The following is a 15,209-nucleotide window of genomic DNA, read 5'->3' as shown; positions in this document are numbered from 1 at the left end:
TCTTGACTTCAGATATCAGAACTTAAATTTTTCAAAGCGGCTTAATTCAAGCCGCTATTGTGCTCTAAAAGCGCAGCGTCTCTTATCCTCTTTGTAAATTAATTTGCTTTAAACAACATCAGCTTTGCCTCTTTTCCATCCGTTAAAATCGCCACATTACCTTCAGCAGTGACAAACACATCTCTGAGCCTGCCTGTGGCTTCTGGGAAAATATGAGTCTGGGTGTATTCACCATTCGCTAAATTTACACTGTAGAGCTTTTTATCGACCAATGTAGTAATAAGCACGTGACGTTGCAGTGAAGGGAAGGCTGCATGGTTAGCGCCATAATATGCCATGCCTGATGGGGCGATTGAGGGCGTCCAATCTACGGTTGGTTGAGCCATTCCGGGGTAGTCTCTAAAGGGGGAAATACGTGCTTGTGAATAATCGTCACCGTTGGTGATTACCGGCCAGCCGTAATTAGTCCCAGCGGTTAAGTAGTTTAGCTCGTCACCGCCTGCAGGGCCGTGTTCGTGACTAATAATTTGCTTGGTATCGTAATCATAAACCAAGCCTTGCAAGTTACGGTGCCCGAGTGAATAAATGGCATGCGCGTTAGCGTTTTTGTGGCTAATAAACGGGTTATCGCTTGGTGTTGTGCCGTTTAAGTTTATGCGTAATGTTTTGCCAAGTTGACTGGTAATAACCTGTGCTTGCTCACGGTAGTCAAAGCCATCGCCACTTGAAAATAATAATGTGTGATCAGGCAGCACAAGCGCGCGGCCAGAATAATGCTGCGGTGTGCCTTTATCGGTGACTACTTTATAAATAATTTTTGGCGTTGAAAATTGCGCACCATCAAACGTGGCTTTGGCTATTACTAGCCTGTTTGCATCAAGCTCACCTTGGGCGTAAGTGAATATAATTTCTTGTGATTCACTGTAATTTGGCGAAAGCACTACATCAAGTAAACCACCTTGCCCTGCAACGTATAAGCCCTCGAAGTTTATTTTAACTCGGGTTTGTTGGTTGTTTTTAATGATAACAACATGGCCATCACGCTCGGTGATTAACCAGGTATTGTTTGGGAGTTTAACCATGCTCCACGGTGAATTGAGCCCTGTTGCTAAAGTACTAGCAGTATATTGCTGTGTTGGTAACTCGGCACTGGCGTGACAAGAAAACGCTAAAAGTGACAGTAGCGTAATACAATATAGAGATTGTTTACCCTGCAAGCCTTTGCTAGTGTAAGGAAAAAGTTTTATTTTAAGTTGAGATAACCATGCAGTTTTTAACACGTATACTCCCGTCATTTTTAGTTTCTTGGTTACTAACATTCACTCTTGCTAGCTTGTTTCATAGTCAATACGTTGTCAATCAATTAGTTAATGTAGGTGTTGTAGTGGGCTTTAATGATCGTGTTAACTTAACCCTTGAAGATTGGCTCGGCTTGCTACCGACCTATGGCGCTATTATTGCGGTTGCACTTGCTATCGCGTTTTTGGTTACTTGGTTTATTGCTAAAAAAATGAACAAGCAAGGTACACAACTATTTGTTATTGCTGGTGTGGTGGCGTTTGCAACGGCGTTAATTGCGATTGAATCTATTATGAATATTACTATTATTGCAGGCGCAAGAGGTTGGGGTTTTTATGCGCAATTATGTGCAGGTGCAGTAGGGGGTTATGTATTTGCAAAATTCATTAAGGAAAATAAGCACAAGGCAGCGCATCGCGGCTTTTAAGTCAGTATTGGTCTGCAATGTAAAAAGCCGCTATTAATATAGCGGCTTTTGTGTGTATAAATTGCGTCTTGATATCAAAAAATCAAACTAAACAGCTTGTAACCACTTAAGCCAAAAATAAGCACTAACACCGGTAAAGTAAGCAAGTTTACCAACATTGAGTTGGTGTATTTGCCCATTACTGATTTTTGGTTAACCAGCCACACAAGGTAAGTGGTGACAATAGGCAGTAATAGGCCATTAGCTGCTTGGGCAAAAATTATCACGGCAACAGGGTCTAAACCCAGAGACGCCACGGCTGCACCAAATAATAAAATAACAATGGCGACACTTTTAAAGCGGGTGTTATCCATTTTATTTGACCAACCTAACATGCCACACACGGCGTAAGCACCGGCAAGCGGCGCTGTAATAGCACTTGTTAAACCTGCAGCAAATAAACCAATAGCAAAAAAGTAATGAGCGGCGTCGCCAAGCAATGGCTCTAGCTGCACGGCCATGTTAGCCGCACTAATTTGCCCCGCATCGGTGCCATAAAATGCAACTGAAGCTGTAGATAAAATAGCTAAAGTGATCACACCGCCTAAAGTGATTGATAGGCCTGTATCAACATTTGTTTGTTTAATCACTTTTTGCATGTCGCTGTTACTGTCGTGTCTAGCAGCGAGTACGCCGGAGTGCAAAAATAAGTTATACGGCACTATGGTGGTGCCCACTAATGCCAATACCGTGGTAATTGAACCCTCAGGCATACTAGGAATAAAGCCTGCTAACACATCATTCAGCGAGGGAGCAGCCATAACTAACGTAGAGATAAACACTAGGCTCATTAAAATCACTAATAAAATAAGCGCGTTTTCAACAACTTTGTGTTTACCGCTGTAAAGTAACACCGCACTTAAAAATGCAATGAGTGGCGTCCAAAGCTGGGCATTAACATGAGGAAATATTTCAATTAATCCCATGCTGGCACCGCTAAGGTTGCCAGCCTCGTAGGCGGCACTACCTACTCCAATGGCGCTGATCACTAAAAATATAGCGAGAGATTTAAATAGGGGCGTTTCAATGTGAGCTCTTAGCGCTTGCGCTAAATCTTGCCCGGTGGCTACGCCAAGGCGCGCCGCCATAGATTGTAATAGTATGGTGGCAATAACTGAAAACAGTAATGTCCATATTAGTGCAAAACCAAAGTTTGCACCTGCCACGCTGGCAGTCGTAATAGTCCCTGGTCCAATGAAGGCAGCGGTGACGAGTAGTCCTGGTCCTAATCGCATAATTGACCTTAATAGTACTTTTGCATATTGCTATTTAAAGTTACATCTAACGTTTTATAACGCGATGCCTGTATTATTGCTGCCACTTATATAAAGTGCCTTGCAGCGATAGCCGCCCCTTGGCAAACCCTTGTTTGATGATAATCATATGTTAAAAAAGGTCGCGTAGGATACCAACTTATATATAAATTTAAAGGGGGGGGGCGCGTTTGCACAAAATTAATACAATCAATAAATAACAGTAATACCGGCTGTCTATCATCAACATTCCCAGCTGTCACTTTTACAGCTAATAAACCCCCTTCATCATTATGATGAGGTGAAGTTTAAAGCCATAAAACCAGCCCATTGATCCTTTGCCTCGTTTGGCTTCTCCCGCAAAAACGTGGTTGCGAGGAATACGCATGTTGTGACACACACCTGATTGATGAAAGGCAATTAATATAGTCATCACTTCGCTAGAGGATAGTCGAGATGGCTTAATTCGTTGCTTTTCACCTGATTCTATTAGGTGTTTAAGCCATTGAGGTTCAAACAATAAACAAAAATCATCGACATCTAGGTAAATTGCATCTAAATTATTCATGCCCTTGCCTCGGTAATCTTATGTTTCTTGGTCGAAAGATCTGATCACCGCAAGGGCATTTAGTTCCATTTCTTATGTGCAGCTCAGGTTAGCTAATAAATCGAGATGCTGTACTTCTTCATCAGTGATGACATAACCTATAGGGTTAGTAGGGCAAGACACACAGTACGCTAATGCTGCTGTCGCTTGCTAATACTTGCTCAACAGCTTTAAATTTAATGATATATTTAAATTGGTTTGAGCCACTTTCAGTATTTAAAATTTCCATATCGGGCTTTGTTGCTACAAACATATCGTCTGTTAAGCTTTGATCTGCATAGCCTACATATCAGGTGCCAGCGGAAATAAAACCTTTTTATGGCTTCCATCAGGCATACTGCCAGCTAACAGATTGAATAACAAAAAAATTGGCTTGGCTGCCATTACCCGCAGGGCCATCGTAAAGTCTAAATACGTTGGAAAGTGTATTATTCACAACAAACTTTTGTAACTCATTGATAAAAAATCATTAACCTCAGGCACTAAGGCCGGATTACCACCACCGAGCATAACAATATTTGGATTGTTACTGTTTTTAGCATCGCCTAAATCTTCAATTAACTGAGTAATACCATTAGGTTGAGTAAATTTAGTGCCAAAGTTTGAGTAATCCATAATGACCGTGTGCCTTAAAAAATGATAAGTTAGTGTAAATTAACACTATGAATTTGATATTGAAAAATTTTCACCGCTTAGATTACTATAGCGATAACCCACTATGATCGTTTTTAATATTTTAAGTAGGGCAGCCTTATCAGCAACCTTGAATCACACACTAAAACACCTTTAAACACCACAGCAGACGATTCGGTTATTACTGATACGAGCCTTAAAATTGCTACTTTTAATTTGTTTAATTACCTCGAGCCGCCTAATGCCTATTATGAATTTGAACGCATATACACTGCAGAGCAGTGGGCTAAAAAGCAGCGTTGGCTTGTAAATTACTTAACCGAGCATCAGCCTGATGTGATTGGCTTTCAAGAAGTATTTAGTATTAAGTCGCTTAAAGAATTAGTTAAAGAGCAAGGTTATGCGTACTTTGCCGTGGTAGATGAGCCCCAGGTAATCGACGACTTTATTTACAAACGCCCTGTAGTAGCGCTTGCTGCTAAATATCCCATCGTTGAAGTGGCGAGTGTTGAGCATGACCATGAGCTTGCTAAAACCCTTGGCTTAACTGAGGATTTTACATTTAGCCGAAAGGTGCTTAGAGCTACAATAACCTTACCGCATATCGGCAATACCGATTGCTATGTGGTGCATTTTAAGTCTAAGCGCTCAATGATAGAGCTCGATGAGCAAAACCAAGATCTCACACCCGAAAAAAACATTATCGAGCTATTAAAAGCCGATATAGCAGGGAGTTGGGGCTCAACAATTCAGCGTGGCAGTGAGGCTACATTGCTGATGATAGACATCATTGCACGCCGCGAATCTGCACAAAACCCAATAGTTTTAATGGGCGATTTTAATAACAACTTAGCCGATGGTGTATTAAGCCATTTGTTAACTAATACGCTGCGTTTTGCCCCGACGTTTGACAGTAAAACTTACCTTGCAAAATATTGCCTTAACGACGCGTGGCAGTTATTTACAAGGTCGCAATTAAATTCGGCTAATCAAAATAATGAAAATACAGTAGATTTAAAGCGAAAGCCTACCCATTATATTGGCGCGAGCAGCTCAGTGCTTGACTATATTTTGCTATCTTGCGAGTTTGACTCAAGTTACGACGACAGCTTTTTTGAGGTGAGCCAGTACCATACTTACGATCGTCATTTAATTAACCCTGAATTTGAGCGTGATGATTTAAGCACCGATCATGGCGTGGTATTGATTAGCTTAGCATTAAGGTCGTGACGGGTTTTGTTACTAAAAATTATAAGCTAATCTGCCGCTGACATAATTAATATTAAGGCGCTCAGTAGGTGCCTTGATGTTATCCCTTTCTTTTATCCTGCTGTTTTAAAAAATCACTAATAAATAGTGCATTAACTCTAATTTATATTGATCCACATCACCTTTATTAACGGTGAGGATGGTAGATTAGTGACGCTGGATTTTTAAGTTCGTTTAAATTGCTTATTACAACTACCCATGTTGTACTTTCAAGGCAGGGTTGCTTTAATATAACAAATAGCGTGCTGTATCATAAAAATTTTTACCTTGACTACCCTCACTTACATTACTTTATACATACATGGAGTTTTAGCACATGACAATTAAATCAACGTTCAAATCTTTGAGTAAGCTCGCTGTTTTGGTCATTGTGGGGGGGCTGGCTGGTATGCTTGGCAAACCTTGCAGCCTACATCATTTGCTGAACAACTCCCTGACAGTGTTGCCTATGGAAATGGGCGAATTGAAGCGACTGAGTACGATATTGTTACAAAATTACCGGGCCCGCTTAGTTGACGTTATGGTGCAAGAAGGCGATATGGTCAAAGCGGGTCAAACGTTAGCGGTTATTGACACTGATGATTTAAATGCACAGTTACGTGAAGCTCAGGCGGGGCTTCGTGTTGCTAATGAGTCTCGTAAATACGCATTAGCGATTGTAGAGCAGCATAAAAGTGAGCTTAATTTTGCACAAACTGAATTGCGCCGCTCTGCAAAATTATTGGAAAAAGGCCATATTTCAAAAGAAGTGGTTGATCAACAACGAACCACCTCTACTATTGCGCAAGCTGCTTTAACCGCGGCAAACGTAAAAGTTGTGCAGTCGGATGCTGAAATAGAAGCAGCGCAGGCACGTATTGAGCGATTACAAAGCAACATAGCCGACAGCACGCTCACAGCACCAATCAATGGACGCATATTGTATCGATTAGCTGAACCTGGCGAAGTGCTTGGCAGTGGTGGTAAGGTTTTATCGTTATTGGATTTAACCGATGTTTATATGAGTATATATTTACCAACAGCGCAAGCGGGCAAGGTAACAATAGGCTCACAAGCGCGCATTGTTATTGATGCTATTGCCGAGTATACATTACCGGCTAAAGTGACGTTTGTATCTGCACAGGCGCAATTTACCCCTAAATCGGTAGAAACCCGAAACGAGCGCGATAAACTGATGTTTAGAGTTAAGGTAAAGCTCGACTCGCAGTTATTAAAAGATCATATCAAACAAGTAAAAACAGGGGTGCCAGGGCTTGCTTATGTGTTGTTAGCGCCTGAAAAAAATTGGCCTACGTCATTACAGGTACGAGTGCCTGAATAATGGATAACGACGATAAAAACATTCAACAGCCATCAAGTGAAAGTGTGGTTAGGCTTACTAAGGTGAGCCATCGCTATGCTAATAATCGCGTGCTTGACAACATTAGTATTTCATTACCTGCCGGGAAAATGGTCGGGTTTATAGGCCCTGATGGCGTAGGAAAATCAAGCTTGTTGGCACTTATCGCAGGGGCAAGGACGATTCAAGAAGGGGAGGTTGAGGTATTAAACGGCAATATGCGCAGCAGTGGTTTTCGTAATACGGTGTCGCCACGCATTGCTTACATGCCTCAAGGACTTGGCAAAAATGTGTATCCAACACTTTCTGTGTTTGAAAATATAGATTTTTTTGGTCGTCTATTTTCTCAAAATAAAGCCGAGCGAAAACAACGAATTAATAACCTTTTAAAAAGTACAGGCTTAGAGGCATTTGCCGATCGCCCCGCAGAAAAGCTCTCTGGCGGGATGAAACAAAAACTCGGTTTGTGCTGCGCACTGATCCATGACCCTCAATTATTAATTTTAGATGAGCCAACAACCGGGGTTGATCCGTTATCGCGTCGTCAATTTTGGCAATTAATAAACAGTATTCGCGCTGAAAATACACAGATGAGCGTACTGGTTGCGACCGCCTACATGGAAGAAGCCGATGATTTTGATTGGCTAGTCGCTATGGACGATGGAAAAGTAATCGGTACGGGCAGCCCACAAAACCTAAAAACGCAAACGAATAAAGAATCGCTTGATGAGGCGTTTATAGCATTACTTCCTGAAGAAAAGCGCCATGATCATCAGCGGTTAGTTGTGCCACCTCGCAAACAAGACATAAACACAACTCAGTTCGCTATAGAAGCAAATGGATTATGTAAAACATTTGGTGATTTTACCGCCGTTAACAAGGTGAGCTTGAGTATTGAACAAGGTGAAATTTTTGGCTTTTTAGGCTCAAATGGCTGTGGAAAAACCACCACAATGAAAATGCTTACGGGGTTACAACCGGCAACCAGTGGCGAAGCAAAATTGTTTGGTGAAAAGGTCGATGCCAATAACATCGAAAGCCGCAAACGCGTTGGTTTTATGTCACAAGCGTTTTCGCTTTATAACGAGCTTACAGTAAAGCAAAACTTGGTATTGCATGCGCGTTTATTTCACTTGCCTGCAGAGAAAATAGAGCCGCGCGTTAAAGATTTAATTACTCGGTTTAACCTTAAAAAATACAGTGACGATTTTCCTACCGATTTGCCCTTAGGTATTCGCCAGCGTTTATCGCTTGCTGTTGCGGTAGTACATAGCCCTGAAATGCTCATACTTGATGAGCCCACATCGGGGGTCGACCCCGTTGCGAGGGATGACTTTTGGCAGCTACTCATTGAGCTTTCGCGCGAACAAGGCGTGACTATTTTTATTTCGACTCACTTTATGGATGAAGCGGCACGTTGCGATAGAATTTCGTTAATGCATGCAGGTAAAATACTTGCCAGCGATACGCCAGCTGCACTGTGCCAAGCGCGTAATACCGACACACTAGAAGCTGCCTTTATTGAATATTTAGAAGAGGCGGTAAATGCAGCCGGAGCAAGCTCGGCGATACAAGCATCGATAACGGATAAAACCAAAGCATTGGCTACAGCGCCCGCTACTTGTAAAAATAACATTAACCCCGCATTTAGTTTGTTGCGGTTATTTGGTTATGCGCATCGCGAAACGCTAGAGTTATGGCGCGATCCTATTCGCCTAACGTTTGCTTTGCTGGGCTCGATAATTTTACTGTTTATTTTAGGTTACGGCATTACATTTGATGTTGAAGATTTAAGCTTTGCGGTACTAGATCAAGACCAATCGCCCGAGAGCCGCAACTACATTCAAAATATGGCAGGTTCACGTTACTTTATTCAAAGAGCAGATATTAAAAGCCCACAAGAACTTGATAAACGAATGCGAAGTGGTGAGTTAAGCGTGGCCGTTGAAATTCCACCTAACTTTGCTCAGCAATTTAAACGCGGCCGTAAACCTGAAATTGTAGTGTGGATTGATGGTTCTATGCCGTTTAGGGCAGAAACGATTAATGGTTATATGAGCGGCTTGTATTACAGCTATTTAACCAACTTATCTTTGCGCACTTATGCACAAGTACCAAACTTAGTGCCAGCTAATATTGAATCTCGCTATCGTTATAATCAAGATTTTAAAAGCATTGAGGCCATGGTGCCGGCGGTTATTCCACTGCTATTAGTATTTATTCCTGCGATATTGATGGCGCTTGGCGTAGTGCGGGAAAAAGAGTTGGGTTCAATCATAAACTTATATGTAACACCGGTTAACCGGCTGGAATTTATTATTGGCAAACAGCTGCCTTACATTTTAGTGAGTATGCTCAGCTTTTTTGGCTTAGTCGCACTTGCTATTACTGTGTTTGGTGTGGCGCTAAAAGGCAGCTTTTGGGCGCTTAGTTTGGCTGCATTATTATACGTTACAGCGACTACCGGAGTTGGGCTGTTAATTTCGGCTTTTACAAAAACACAAATTTCAGCATTGGCAGCCACTACGGTGGTTGTGTTAATGATTGCCGTTAACTTTTGTGGGCTAATTGACCCTGTTTCTTCCTTAGAAGGGTTTGGCGCTATTATTGGTAAACTGTTTCCGACCACCTACTTTTTAGAGGCGTGTCGAGGGGTCTTTAATAAAGCGCTTAATTTTTCTGATTTATCAGCCCAGCTACTGCCTTTATTCGCTTTTATACCTGTGCTGACTCTGGCCAGTGTATTTTTACTTCCAAAGCAGGACAAATAGCCATGCAACGTCACGGAAATATTGTTAATTTAGGTATTAAAGAGTTGCGTAGTTTATGGCGTGATAAGGTTTTACTGCTATTTGTTTTTTTTGCTTTTACTGGTTTGATTTATGTGGTGGCTTCAGCCACGTCGATAGAGTTAAATAATGCGCCGATTGCAGTTGTTGATCACGACCAATCGCAATTATCTAAGCGTATTATTAATGCCTTTTATGAGCCTTACTTTAAAACGCCAGACAGTATTTCATTAAGCGATGTTGACTCAGCTATGGATAATGGCCGCTATACTTTTGTGCTTAATATCCCGCCTTATTTTGAGCGTGATGTACTTGCAGCTAAGCAACCTACAATTCAAGTAAATATAGATGCTACGCGCATGTCGCAAGCATTTATTGGTGATAACTATATTCAAACCATTATTAACGGCGAAGTAAATGAGTTTGTGCAAGGTTATCGAACCGTTTATTCACTGCCAATAAAGCAATCGGCGCACATTATGTTTAATCCAAACATGACAAGTGTATGGTTTGGTAGCGTGATGGAATTAATGAACGTGATCACAATGATTTCGATTATTTTAACTGGCGCCGCGGTGATCCGTGAACGCGAACACGGCACATTAGAGCATTTATTAGTGATGCCATTAAGCCCCTTTGAAATAGTGATGGCGAAAATTTGGGCCAATGGGGTAGTGATTTTATTACTAACTGCGTTTTCATTATTTATTGTGATCGAAGGTTTGTTACAAGTGCCTATTCATGGCTCGCCAGGCTTATTTTTATTTGGCGTTGCTATTCATTTATTTGCGACCACATCGCTGGGTATATTGTTAGGCACACAGGCGCGCACCATGCCGCAACTCGGGTTACTGATGATTTTAATTTTATTACCATTACAAATGCTCTCTGGCGGTGTTACGCCGCGAGAAAGTATGCCTGAGGTGGTGCAAAATATTATGTTATTGGCGCCAACAACGCATTTTGTAAAATTTGCTCAAGCTATTTTATACCGAGGAGCAGGGTGGGATGTAGTTTGGCCTTACTTTTTAGCATTAACTGTTATTGGCAGTGTGTTTTTTACTGTTGCATTAATGCGCTTTCGTAAATCAGTGGCGCAAGGTTAGGGTATTAAAATATAACGCGTGTTTTCAAAAAAGTGGCTGTTTAAGATAAAGCCACCCGTTAACGTTAAAGCGCTAATGGGTGGCTATTGAAGTATGGGGGAGTGATACCATCCGCAATAATTATTAAGCGAATGGGTTTGACTTAGTTTAGTCTTGGGTTAAGTGGTAAACCTTTCAGTTGTTGTAACGCGTTGTTTGCTAAACGAGTTTTTTGTTGTGTGTGCATACCTAAAGACGGTAGCTGATCCGCATTCAAAACCAGTTTATATTGGCTTAGCGTTTGTATAAGATCAGCGTTTAATACACTGTAATTAAGCGCTATTTTTTTGCGAAATTGCGTTTAATGGTGGCTACGTCTTTGTATTGTGCCAACTTAGCCAAGTTTTCACCTTTTTCGATTTCATATTGAGCTGAAAAAGCGGGCGCTGATACACAGTTCAATAGCGCTAAGGTTACCAAGCATTTGGTTATTTTATTCATCATATTCATTTACCGTTCCGTTATCAGTAACACCATAAAACAACACTTAGAATAAATGCTAAAATAAAAATTATAAAAATATGTAATTAGTACTGGTTTTAAGTTGCGCTCAGACTCTAAAAAAATACCAAGACGCTGTGATAGAGTAAGTTTTATATAAAGAATGAATCTATTACAAAAAATTATTTTACTAAAAAGTAATTACTATATACATCAGTGGCTTATCTTTGGCTTGATAGTTGCTGTAACGACTACTCTAATAACTACACAAAGGATTAAACAATGACCGATATAGCACATTCAGCGTTTATAGCATTTTATTTTTATTTAATTATGATGTTAGTTCAGTGGGCAGTGGCGACGTTTAGTAAAGCCAAACAGCCTGGGGCTGTACCAGGAAAAATTGATAAAGACCTATCTCATGAGAGTTTTATATTTAGAGCGCATCGCACCTTTCATAACACATTAGAAAACAGTGCGTTATTTATAGGAACGGTTTTATTTGCCTTTGTGATGAATTACCACAGTTCGGTTTTTGCAATCTGTATTTGGGTTTACGTTATTGCACGTTTAATTCATATGGCACTGTATTACGCCATTGCCACAGAGAAAAACCCCAGCCCGCGTAGTTACTTCTTTTTAATCGGTGTGATTGCAAACATTGTGATGTTAGTGCTGTTAGGACTGCGATTAGCAAGCTAATTAAATGATTAAAGCGAAAAGCAGACAGTCCCTAGCTTTTCGCTTACTTATTTTATTGGGCTGGCTTTGTTTTTCGCGTCACCATAAAACACATTAATGAGCCTAATGTAACTAATACTACGCCTTGCCAAAATGCGTTGGTGAGCGATAGTGATAAGTAAATAGAGGCAAATAGCGTAGACAATACAGGAATAAAGTAAGACAAGGTGCCTAACAACACTAGGTTACCGCCAATTATTGCTTGGTTCCATAGTGCGTAACCTCCACCAATAACCACCCCTGCCAGCAATAAAGTAAAACTAGAATATACGTTAAACTCAAAGCTGGGTTCATTACTCAGTCCGTAACTTATCCATAAAGAGATTGCCGTGGCTGCAAAAAATACACTAATGGCATTTTTACCCTCGCTAAGTTTAACCGTTACACTGCAATACACAGCCCAAATAAACGCTGCTGCAAACGCCATAGAGTAGGGCAATGGGTTGTCGCTAATATTAGCGGTTAATACAGCCATAGATAAACCACTGTTGCCTGCAATACACCATGCAACGCCTAAAAATGCAATCAGTATGCTCGGGTAGACTAATACGCTTACTTTAGTGCGGTTAACAATAATTGATAATAATATGGTTAACGCTGGCCAAAGGTAGTTAATAATTGCCATTTCTAACGCTTGCTGGCGACTATTTGCAAAGCCGAGGGATAACGCTAAACACATTTCGTAAATAACAAATAAGCTGCCACCAAAGACTAAATAGCGTTTTGGGTAATTGCTTAGCCTTGGTACACCCATGACTAGTATTAAAAAAATCGCACTGACGCTGTAAATTAAAGCAGCACCGCCAATAGGGCTAAATAACTCTGATAAATCACGAATAAAGGCAGTTAAACTGCTCCAAAGTAAAATAGCGAACACCCCATAGAGGGTGTATTTATGTTTGCTTAAAAATGACATGGTGAATTGCTTGATGAATGATAAAAAGTCAGTCGCGAATGTGACATTTTAAAAACAGTGGGGCAAGAGGTAGACTATAAAATTCGACTAAATAACTATAAATAGCTTTAAAATCAAAGAATAAGTTTAATTTTAGTTAACAAGAGCAGGCTATAATAATAGCCCGCCTTCAATTAGTTTAATTACTCAACGCCAATAAAGCCGCCGGTTTGATGTGCCCAAAGAGCAGCATAAATGCCGCCTTGGGCAATTAATTCATCGTGACTGCCTTGCTCTACAACGCCGCCTTCATCAAGCACGATGAGTCTGTCCATTTGTGCAATGGTCGATAATCGATGGGCAATGGCGATTACTGTTTTACCTGTCATTAAATCATCTAAGCTTGCTTGAATAGCCGCTTCGACTTCTGAGTCTAAAGCGCTGGTGGCTTCATCAAGTATGAGGATTGGTGCGTTTTTAAGTAGTACGCGTGCAATGGCAATACGTTGGCGTTGACCACCTGATAGGGTGACCCCTCGTTCGCCTACTTGCGCATCAAAACCTTTATTGCCTTTGCTGTCTTCTAAATCGGTTATAAAATCAAGGGCTTTGGCTTGCTTAGTCGCATCGAGCATTTCGGCTTCTGTGGCATCGGGTCTGCCGTATAAAATGTTATCTTTTACTGAGCGATGTAGTAGGGATGTATCTTGGGTAACCATAGCAATATAGCGGCGAAGGCTTTCTTGGCTTACATCCGTAATATTTTGGCCATCAATACTAATGCTGCCTTTGTCGGTGTCGTAAAAGCGCAGCAACAAGTTAACTAATGTGGATTTACCCGCGCCAGAGCGACCCACTAAGCCGATTTTTTCACCGGGTTTAATGTTTAAGTTTAATCCGTTTATTACGGGGCCACGGTTATTTTCATTCGCGGCTTTACCGTAGTTAAAATGTACATTATTAAAGTCGATTGCCCCTTGGGTGACCTTTAACGTTTCGGCTTCTGGTTTGTCATCAACCGCAATAGGATTAGAAAGGGTGCGCATGCCATCAGCCACGGTGCCAATGTTTTCAAATAAGCTGCTAATTTCCCACATGATCCATTGGGCCATGCCATTGAGCCTTAACGATAAACTCAATGCCACGGCAATCGCTCCTGCACTAATGGCGCTTAACGACCATAAATACAAAGACACAGCTGCTACCGAAAACACTAACAAATAGTTTAAGCTTTGAATAACCACGTTTAAGCTGGTGACCAAGCGCATTTGTTTATAAACAGGCTGTAAAAATACATCCATACTTTGTTTAGCGTATTGTTCTTCGCGTTGAGTGTAAGAAAACAGCTTAATGGTTGAAATATTTGTGTAGCTGTCGACGATACGCCCGGTCATTTCTGAGCGTGCATCAGCCTGTGAGCTGGCAATACTTTTTAACCGGGGTACAAAGTAAATTTGCACGCAAATATACAATGCTAACCACACTAATAATGGCAACATTAAACGCCAGTCTGAGGCGGCCACTAAAAACACCATTGAGCTAAAGTAAACAGCAATGTACATCAGTACATCAAGTAACTTAGTGACTGACTCACGTACTGCTAATGAGGTTTGTAATACTTTTGTAGCGATACGCCCAGCAAATTCGTTTTGATAAAAGCTGACACTTTGACGCAGTAGATAACGGTGTGCCAACCAACGAATCGACATAGGGTAATTCCCCAATAGCGCTTGGTGTAAAATAGCTGATCTAAAAAACACCACTACAGGCATGACGACTAAAAGCATTAACCCCATTTTTATTAACGCGGATTGTTGCTGCGAAAACAGCTCTTCAGGTGTGTACTCGCCAAGCCAGTCAACCAGTTGTCCCATATAACTAAATAAAGACACCTCTAAAATAGCGAGTAATGCGGCACTGAGCGACATAAGCACTAACGACAGTTCCATGCCTTTAGTGTAGTGACGACAAAATGCAAAAAGGGTTTTAGGAGGCTGAGATGGAGAACGCTCTGGGAACGGTTTAGTCATCCGTTCAAATAGTCGATACATATTAACTGCTTAATTAAATATTTTATAAAGATGTCCCATTATACCATTGTAAAACACAAAGGCGCAGTGGGAATGAGGTGTGCGTCGGTTAACTTAAGTTGAGTTAACCGTTTATAGCTTAGTGTGGCCGGTTTTATTTTTTACCAGCCAATACGATATACCCAGTGCTAAATACGGTCAAAACAGTATAAGTGATTATTTTTATTAAAATAGTGTGCTTGAACAGAGGACTTGTTTGGTGAGGGTTAAATTGTAAGTAAAATTCAAGGTGTTAATAATCT

General features: G+C 41.0%; 11 protein-coding genes and 2 pseudogenes. 6 read left to right on the top strand and 7 right to left on the bottom strand.

From position 1 onward, the window contains the following. Nucleotides 1-98 precede the first annotated feature (98 nt). On the bottom strand, nt 99-1,280 hold the full coding sequence (locus LOC50_RS07495) for a PQQ-dependent sugar dehydrogenase (RefSeq protein ID WP_250652988.1): 1,182 nt from the start codon (nt 1,278-1,280) through the stop codon (nt 99-101). Between LOC50_RS07495 and LOC50_RS07490 the strand changes: the two genes are divergently transcribed. After that, nucleotides 1,265-1,726 (top strand): hypothetical protein, encoded by a 462-nt coding sequence (locus LOC50_RS07490; protein ID WP_069439366.1) that lies wholly within the window; start codon nt 1,265-1,267, stop codon nt 1,724-1,726. The two genes, LOC50_RS07495 and LOC50_RS07490, sit on opposite strands and share 16 nt — an antisense overlap. Before the next feature lie 74 nt (nt 1,727-1,800). Here the strand turns inward: LOC50_RS07490 and LOC50_RS07485 are convergent, their stop codons facing one another. From LOC50_RS07485 to avtA, 3 genes and pseudogenes are all read right to left on the bottom strand, one after another. Beyond that, entirely contained in the window at nt 1,801-3,000 is a 1,200-nt protein-coding gene (locus LOC50_RS07485; protein ID WP_250652987.1) for an Nramp family divalent metal transporter, read from the bottom strand. Between the two features lie 245 nt (nt 3,001-3,245). Beyond that, nucleotides 3,246-3,586 (bottom strand): annotated as a pseudogene (locus tag LOC50_RS07480) (transposase); the annotation flags it as partial. A 90-nt stretch (nt 3,587-3,676) separates the two neighbouring features. Next, nucleotides 3,677-4,240, bottom strand: a pseudogene (gene avtA, locus LOC50_RS07475) (valine--pyruvate transaminase); the annotation flags it as partial. A gap of 234 nt (nt 4,241-4,474) precedes the next feature. Between avtA and LOC50_RS07470 the strand changes: the two are divergent. The 4 genes from LOC50_RS07470 (at nt 4,475) to LOC50_RS07455 (ending at nt 10,761) form a co-directional block, all read left to right on the top strand. Then, complete coding sequence (locus LOC50_RS07470; protein ID WP_350309904.1) at nt 4,475-5,488, top strand: endonuclease/exonuclease/phosphatase family protein; 1,014 nt, start codon at nt 4,475-4,477, stop codon at nt 5,486-5,488. A gap of 355 nt (nt 5,489-5,843) precedes the next feature. Next, complete coding sequence (locus tag LOC50_RS07465; protein ID WP_250652986.1) at nt 5,844-6,848, top strand: HlyD family secretion protein; 1,005 nt, start codon at nt 5,844-5,846, stop codon at nt 6,846-6,848. Beyond that, a complete protein-coding gene (rbbA, locus tag LOC50_RS07460; RefSeq protein WP_250652985.1) occupies nt 6,848-9,637 on the top strand; it encodes a ribosome-associated ATPase/putative transporter RbbA in 2,790 nt (929 codons plus the stop codon). The genes LOC50_RS07465 and rbbA overlap by 1 nt, the downstream gene beginning before the upstream one ends. Nucleotides 9,638-9,639: 2 nt before the next feature. Further along, the gene (locus LOC50_RS07455; RefSeq protein WP_248474596.1) at nt 9,640-10,761 is read left to right on the top strand and encodes an ABC transporter permease; all 1,122 of its coding nucleotides are present in this window, start codon (nt 9,640-9,642) and stop codon (nt 10,759-10,761) included. Nucleotides 10,762-11,079: 318 nt separating this feature from the next. On the opposite strand, the gene LOC50_RS07450 is transcribed toward LOC50_RS07455, so the two are convergent. Beyond that, nucleotides 11,080-11,250 carry a hypothetical protein gene (locus LOC50_RS07450; RefSeq protein ID WP_248474597.1) on the bottom strand — a complete coding sequence of 57 codons (171 nt, stop codon included), beginning with the start codon at nt 11,248-11,250 and terminating at the stop codon, nt 11,080-11,082. Nucleotides 11,251-11,523: 273 nt separating this feature from the next. Here LOC50_RS07450 and LOC50_RS07445 point away from each other — a divergent pair, with 273 nt between their 5' ends. Beyond that, nucleotides 11,524-11,943, top strand: a complete 420-nt coding sequence (locus tag LOC50_RS07445) for an MAPEG family protein (RefSeq protein WP_250652984.1) — start codon at nt 11,524-11,526, stop codon at nt 11,941-11,943. Nucleotides 11,944-11,995: 52 nt separating this feature from the next. Here the strand turns inward: LOC50_RS07445 and yddG are convergent, their stop codons facing one another. Together yddG and LOC50_RS07435 are read right to left on the bottom strand one after the other, a co-directional pair. Further along, nucleotides 11,996-12,898, bottom strand: a complete 903-nt coding sequence (gene yddG / locus LOC50_RS07440; protein ID WP_250652983.1) for an aromatic amino acid DMT transporter YddG — start codon at nt 12,896-12,898, stop codon at nt 11,996-11,998. 182 nt (nt 12,899-13,080) lie between these two features. Beyond that, complete coding sequence (locus tag LOC50_RS07435; protein ID WP_250652982.1) at nt 13,081-14,928, bottom strand: ABC transporter ATP-binding protein; 1,848 nt, start codon at nt 14,926-14,928, stop codon at nt 13,081-13,083. Nucleotides 14,929-15,209: the final 281 nt, after the last annotated feature.

Source organism: Pseudoalteromonas sp. SCSIO 43095, assembly GCF_023650455.1.
Lineage (GTDB): Bacteria > Pseudomonadota > Gammaproteobacteria > Enterobacterales > Alteromonadaceae > Pseudoalteromonas > Pseudoalteromonas tetraodonis.
Note: the sequence above shows the minus strand (reverse complement) of the source record. Positions and strands in the feature narration are given on the sequence as shown.